Below are 6194 nucleotides of genomic sequence, written 5' to 3'. Positions count from 1 at the left end.
GCCCTCTCGAGCTTGACGGTCAGCGCCTTGCCGGACGGGGTGATGATTTGCGCCGGGCCGGGGTCGTCGCTCATTGTCTGGCGGCGGATTTCCAGCATCATGCCGCGGCCGTCGGCGGTCAGCCGCTCTTCCTCGAGCTCGGGCTCCTTCATCAGCCAATGGGCGATGCGGCGATAGAGCTGGACATGCGGGCCGCCGCCCTCGAAGCCGCGCGCCCACAGCCAGCCCTGGTCGGACAGAAACATGCCGACGCGGCCTTCGCCCTTGCGGTCGAGCAGGAGCAGCGGACGGTTGTCCGCGCCCTTCATCACCGCCTCGCCCTCGGGGTTCTCGACGCCGATGGTGCGGAACCAGCGGCTCCAGTGCGGCGGCTCGGTGGCGGAGCCGTCGAGTCCGCGCGTCACCGGATGGCGCTGGCCGAGCTCGGTGAGGCGTGGATAGAAGGCCTTGTCGACAACTTCGCCGGTCGGCATCGCCGGCAGCGCCGACATCAAAGGCGTGCGGGCGATCGAGCTTTCACCGGCATATTCGGGCCCTGCCGCGATCAGCAGCGCGCCGCCTTTCTCGACATATTCGGCGATGTAGTCGTAATAGAGGATCGGCAGCACGTCGCGGTGCTGGTAGCGGTCGAAGATGATCAGGTCGAAATCCTTGATCTTCTCGACGAACAGCTCGCGCGTCGGAAACGCGATCAGCGACAATTCGTTGATCGGCGTGCCGTCCTGCTTCTCCGGCGGCCGCAGAATGGTGAAGTGGACCAGATCGACCGAGGCGTCGGACTTCAGCAAATTGCGCCAGGTGCGCTCGCCGGCATGCGGCTCGCCGGAGACCAGCAGCACGCGCAAATTCTCGCGGATGCCGTCGATCAGCGCGATGGCGCGGTTGTTGGTGTCGGTGAGTTCGCCGGGCTCGGGATCGATGGCGAGTTCGACGATGTTGCGGCCGGCGCCGGGAATGGTCACCTGCAGCGGCATGGCCTGGCCGATGGTGGCGCGCTCGACCGAAACCTGCTCGCCATTGACCGACACGCGCACATCGACCGAGCCGGCCTCATTGTTGGTGCCGATGACGCGATAGGTCATTTCGAGCGGCTTGCCGACCAGACCGAAGCGCGGCGCATTCTCGAAGCGGATGCGGCGATCCTTTTCCTGGTCGTTGCCGGTGATCAGCGCGTGCAGCGGGGCGTGGAAGTCGGGTGTGCCGGCGGGGGCGTCATGCACCTCGCCATCGGTGAGCATGATGGCGCCGCCGATGCGCGAAGGCGGCACGTCGCGGAAAGCGCTTTCAAGCGCACCGAAAAGCCGCGTTTCAGTGCGCTCCTCGGCGGCTTCCGACTTGCCGGCCTCAACAACGCGGACGTCGAACTGCTTGAAGCGGCCGAGGCGCTGCTGAAGCCCGGCCAGCGCCTCGTCGGTCTGCTTGGTGCGTTCGCCAATGTCCTGGCTCTGGCTGCGGTCGACGACGACGGCGACGACGCTTTTCAGCGCCTCGCGCTCTTCGTCGAGGGCCACAGGGTTGAGCAGGGCCGCACCCAGCGCGAGCAGGGCGGCGAAACGGAAGACCGCGCCGCGCTGGCGAAACCACAGGCCGACCAGTGCCAGCAGCAACAGCGGCGCCAGCACCAAGCCAAGCAGCGGCCAGGAAATGAGCGGTTCGAAGGCGAGCGACCAATTCATGGCTTACTGCCCCAGCCGTTCGAGCAGCACCGGCACATGCACCTGATCGGATTTGTAATTGCCGGTCAGCATGTACATCATGATGTTGACGCCGGCGCGCAGCGCATAAATGCGCTGCATCGGATCCGACGGCACGGTCGGCAAAAGCGGATCGCCATTCTCGTCGACCGCCCAGGCGCCGGCGAAATCATTGGCGGTGATCATGATCGGCGAGACGCCGTCGCCGGTGCGCACCGGACGGTTCTCGGTGTTGCTGGCTTCGAGCGACGCCGCGACCCAGAGCGGGCTGCCGGCAAAGCGTCCGGGAAACTCAGGCAGGATGTAGAAGGATTTGGTCAGCACATGGTCCGACGGCACCGGTTCCAGCGGCGGCACGTTGAGGTTGCCGAGGATGTCGCGCAGCCGCTCCGTCGCCGGGCTGGCCGAATCCGCGCCGATGCCGGTGGCGAACTGGTCGCGCGTGTCGAACAGCACCGTGCCGCCCTGCTGCATATAGGCGTCGACGCGGGCGATCGCGGCCTGGCTCGGCATCGGCGCGGCAGGGTCGATCGGCCAGTAGATCAGCGGATAGAAGGACAGCTGGTCCTTCGAGATATCGACGCTGGCCGGCGCGCCCGGCTCGAGCGCGGTCTTCTCGATTAGGAAGCGGGTCAGGCCCTCCAGCCCGGCCCGGCTGATCGAATCGACGCTCTGTTCGCCGGTCTGCACATAGGCGATCCGGGTCTTCGAAATGTCCTCGATCGCCCGGTCATCGCCCGGTTTGGCATCGTCGGCGCGGGCGATGTCGGTGTGGCCGCCCAGGGCGCCGAGCGCAATCAGCAGGGCGGCGGTGGTTGCGGCAGCAGTGCCGGCGCGGCGCGGCCGGCGCGAGAACAGGCCGCCCATCCAGAACACGGCCAGCGTGTCGAGCACCATCAGCAACAGTGCTGCCGCCACCAGCGGGCCTTTCAAATTGTGCGATTCGTCGAAAGCGTACTGGATGGTGGTGACCGGCACGGTGATCTGAGGACGGACCAGCGGCGCGAAGCTGCTTTCGGCATTGAGCAGATTGTGGGCGAAGACGCCGGTTTCGGAGCCGTACAGGCCGGGCGGGTTCTCGAACGTCACCGGCAGCGGGCCGGCACCCGGCACCAGCGGCCTTGCATCCGGCGTCGGCGGCACCAGCGTGCCGTCGGCCGATATCATGCGGTAGGGCGCCAGCGAAGTGGCGGCGGCCTCGGCATTGGCGACCGCCGCACCCTGGTTGCGCGACAGTTGCACGATGCGGCGCAGCATCTCGACGAAGCTGCCGGAGATCGGCAGGTTCGACCAGGTCGCCTCCGGCGTGACATGGAACAGGACGAGCGTGCCCTTGCCCTTCTTCATTCCGGTCACCAGTGGCGTGCCGTCGGCAAGCGTGGCCCAGGTGCGCTCGACGATATCGGGCGTCGGCTCAGCCAGAACCTGCCTGGTGACGGTGACCTCGGCGGGCGGAGCGAGGTCGGCGAAGGGACCGGTCTTCGGAAAATCGGTGACCGCCTGCGGCGTCGTCCACGACAGCGCGCCGCCGAGCGAGCGCTCGCCGGTGCGCAGCCTGACCGGCAGCAGATCGTCGTCATTGCCGGCGGCGACCAGCCGCGAGCCGGCGAACCGCACCAGCGTGCCGCCATTGTCGACCCAGTCGACCAGCCTTTGCCGCACCTGCTCCGGAATGGTGCCGACATCGGCCATGACGATCATCGCCGGCTTCTGGTCGAGAAGCTGCGGGATGGCGTCGGCGAGATCGGCGCTCGACGGCTCAGCCAGATCGGCGAAGGGCTGCAGCGCGCGTCTGATATAGTAGAGTGGCGACAGAAGCGGCTGCGCCTGGTCGGCCTCGGCCTGCGACAGCAGCCCGACGCGGCGGCGCTTGGAATTCTCGTCGAGCACGCGGACGGCGCCGGCCTGCCGCTGGCCGTCGAGCGTGATCGAGGCGAAGTCGTTGCGCAGCTCGAACGGCACCGCCATCGTGCCGGTGGCGGTGGATTCGCCCGGCGAGAAGGTCAGCGTGGCGTCGGCGATGCGGCGGCCCTTATCGTCAAAGGCGCCGGCGGTCACCTGAGCCGGCGCCGGATCGCCCGGCGCGCGGATGGCGGTCAGCTCGAAGCCGTCCACCTGGTTGTCGGCGCCGGTCAGGCCGATCAAGGCAGGCCGGTCGGAAACGGCCCAGACGACACGGGCGGCGTTCTTCGACAAAAGCGTGTTGAAGGCGGCCTCGTCACCTTCCGCCGCCAGACCGTCGGCGAGCACGGCGACGCTGGCGCCCGGCAAGCTCTCCAGGGTTGCCGCGACGCGGGCGTAGACGGCAGGGCGGTCGGTCGGGATCGGCCTCGGCTTTGCCGCGCGCAGCCGGTCGAGCGCGGCGGCGGCGTCGAAGGGGCCGATCTCGGCATTCGGCTTTTCGGCGGTGAAGGCGATGATGACAGGCACCTCGTTGGAGCTGGCATCGGCGATCAGCCGTTCGGCCGTGGCGACGCGCTGGCCCCAGTCGGCGGCACTTGCCCAGTCGTTGTCGATCACCAGCGCAAGGGCGGCGCCTTCGGCCGGCAGTTTTTCACGCGGGTTGAAGACAGGTTCGGCCAGCGCCGCAACGATAAGGGCCGCCATCAGCAGCCTGAGCAGCGTCAGCCACCATGGGCTCTGCTGCGGCGTCTCCTCGCGCTTCAGCACCCGGGCCAGGATCTTCAGCGGTGGGAATATCTCGGTCTGCGGCTTGGGCGGGGTGAACCGCAAAAGCCACCAGATCACCGGCAGCGCCAGAAGGCCCCACAGCACCATCGGCGCCCCGAAGGAGAGCGGCAGCCAGCTCATGCGCGGATCCTCCCGGCTGAGCTGCCATCGACGGTCATCGCCATATGGACACGCACCAGCGCATCGGAGGCGAGGCGATCGGTGTGGTTGACCGTGAAGCTCCAGCCGAGCCGCTTGCACCAGTCGGTCAGCTCCTGGCGGCGGGCGATGTAAAGCAGGCGGTATTCATCGCCCAGCGTTTCGGCGCGGCCGGCGGTCAGCTTGTCGCCGGTCTCGGGATCGGTGAATTCGGTACGGCCGGCATAGGGAAATCTCTCCTCGGCCGGGTCGGCGACCTCGATCAGATGGGCACGCACGCCGTGGCGGGCGAGCACGTCGAGCCAAGCGATGGTGTCCTCGACCGGATCGAGGAAATCGCTGACGATGACGATGTCGCAGAAGCGGCGAATGCCGGACAGGTCGGGCTTTGCCGGCAATTCGCCGGCATGGGTGAGTTGCGCCGCGATACGCTCGGCGCCGTTGCGGGCGGTGAACGGATCGGTCAGCCCGGGCCAGGCGATACGCTCGCCGCTGCGCGACAGAAGCTCGGCCATGGCCAGCGCCAGCACCAGCGCGCGGGATTCCTTCGAGACGGTGGCTCCGGTCGATTTGTAGAGCATTGAGGGCGAGGGATCTGCCCACAGCCACACCGTATGGGCCGCTTCCCATTCGCGGTCGCGCACATAGATGTGATCGTCACGGGCCGAGCGGCGCCAGTCGATACGTGAGGAATCGCCTTCGACATAGGGCCGGAACTGCCAGAAATTCTCGCCGATGCCGCGCTTGCGGCGGCCGTGCCAGCCGGCGATCACCGTGTTGACGATGCGGCGCGCCTCGACCAGCAGGTCAGGGACCAGCGACGCCCGCAACCGGCCGCGGGCGAGCGCGTCACGCGTCGCTGCCGGTGCCTGGGCCTCGCCTATACGCGCCATCAGATGCCTTTTGCCAGTTTCGCCACCACGTCGCGCACGGTGGTGCCCTCGGCACGGGCGGCAAAGGTCAGCGCCATGCGGTGCTGCAGCACCGGCTCGGCCAGCGCTCTGATGTCGTCGACCGACGGCGCCAGCCGTCCGTCGTAAAGGGCGCGGGCGCGGGCGCACAGCGTCAGCGCCTGGCTGGCGCGTGGGCCCGGGCCCCAGGCGACGTGTTTATCGGTCTCGGCATTGCCCTGGCCGGGGCGCGCCGAGCGCACCAGCTGGAGGATCGCCTCGACGACGCTTTCCGGCACCGGCATGCGGCGGATCAAGGTCTGGATCTCCTTCAGCCGCGACGGCTGCAGCACGTTCTGCGCCTTAGCATCCTCGATGCCGGTGGTTTCCAGCAGGATGCGGCGCTCCGCCTCGATTTCGGGATAGAGGATGTCGACCTGCATCAGGAAGCGGTCGAGCTGCGCCTCGGGCAGCGGATAGGTGCCCTCCTGTTCCAGCGGGTTCTGCGTTGCCAGCACGTGGAACGGCGCCGGCAGGTCATGGCGGACACCGGCAATGGTGACGTGGTATTCCTGCATCGACTGCAGCAGCGCCGACTGGGTGCGCGGCGAGGCGCGGTTGATCTCGTCGGCCATCAGCAGCTGCGCGAAGATCGGCCCGGAGATAAAGCGGAAAGAACGCTTGCCGAATTCGTCCTGCTCCATCACCTCGGAGCCGAGAATGTCGGACGGCATCAGGTCGGGCGTGAACTGGATGCGGCGGGAATCGAGGCCGAGCACGA

At 67.8% G+C, this 6194-nt stretch carries 4 protein-coding genes; all 4 read right to left on the bottom strand.

Going from position 1 to position 6194, the window contains the following annotated elements:
• The coding region (locus tag EOB36_RS32700) for a hypothetical protein (protein WP_128286513.1) at window positions 1-1676 on the bottom strand (1676 nt) is incomplete at its 3' end.
• Window positions 1677-1679: 3 nt separating this feature from the next.
• Window positions 1680-4505 carry a DUF4159 domain-containing protein gene (locus EOB36_RS32695; protein WP_128286512.1) on the bottom strand — a complete coding sequence of 942 codons (2826 nt, stop codon included), beginning with the start codon at window positions 4503-4505 and terminating at the stop codon, window positions 1680-1682.
• Complete coding sequence (locus tag EOB36_RS32690; RefSeq protein ID WP_095484211.1) at window positions 4502-5416, bottom strand: DUF58 domain-containing protein; 915 nt, start codon at window positions 5414-5416, stop codon at window positions 4502-4504. Before EOB36_RS32690 ends, EOB36_RS32695 begins: the two co-directional genes overlap by 4 nt.
• The coding region (locus tag EOB36_RS32685) for a MoxR family ATPase (RefSeq protein WP_164897691.1) at window positions 5416-6194 on the bottom strand (779 nt) is incomplete at its 5' end. The genes EOB36_RS32690 and EOB36_RS32685, both read right to left, overlap by 1 nt.

The sequence above is a fragment of the Mesorhizobium sp. M6A.T.Cr.TU.017.01.1.1 genome, assembly GCF_004023115.1.
GTDB lineage: Bacteria > Pseudomonadota > Alphaproteobacteria > Rhizobiales > Rhizobiaceae > Mesorhizobium > Mesorhizobium mediterraneum.
The sequence above is the reverse complement of the archived record's forward strand: the minus strand, read 5'-3'. Positions and strand labels throughout refer to the sequence as shown.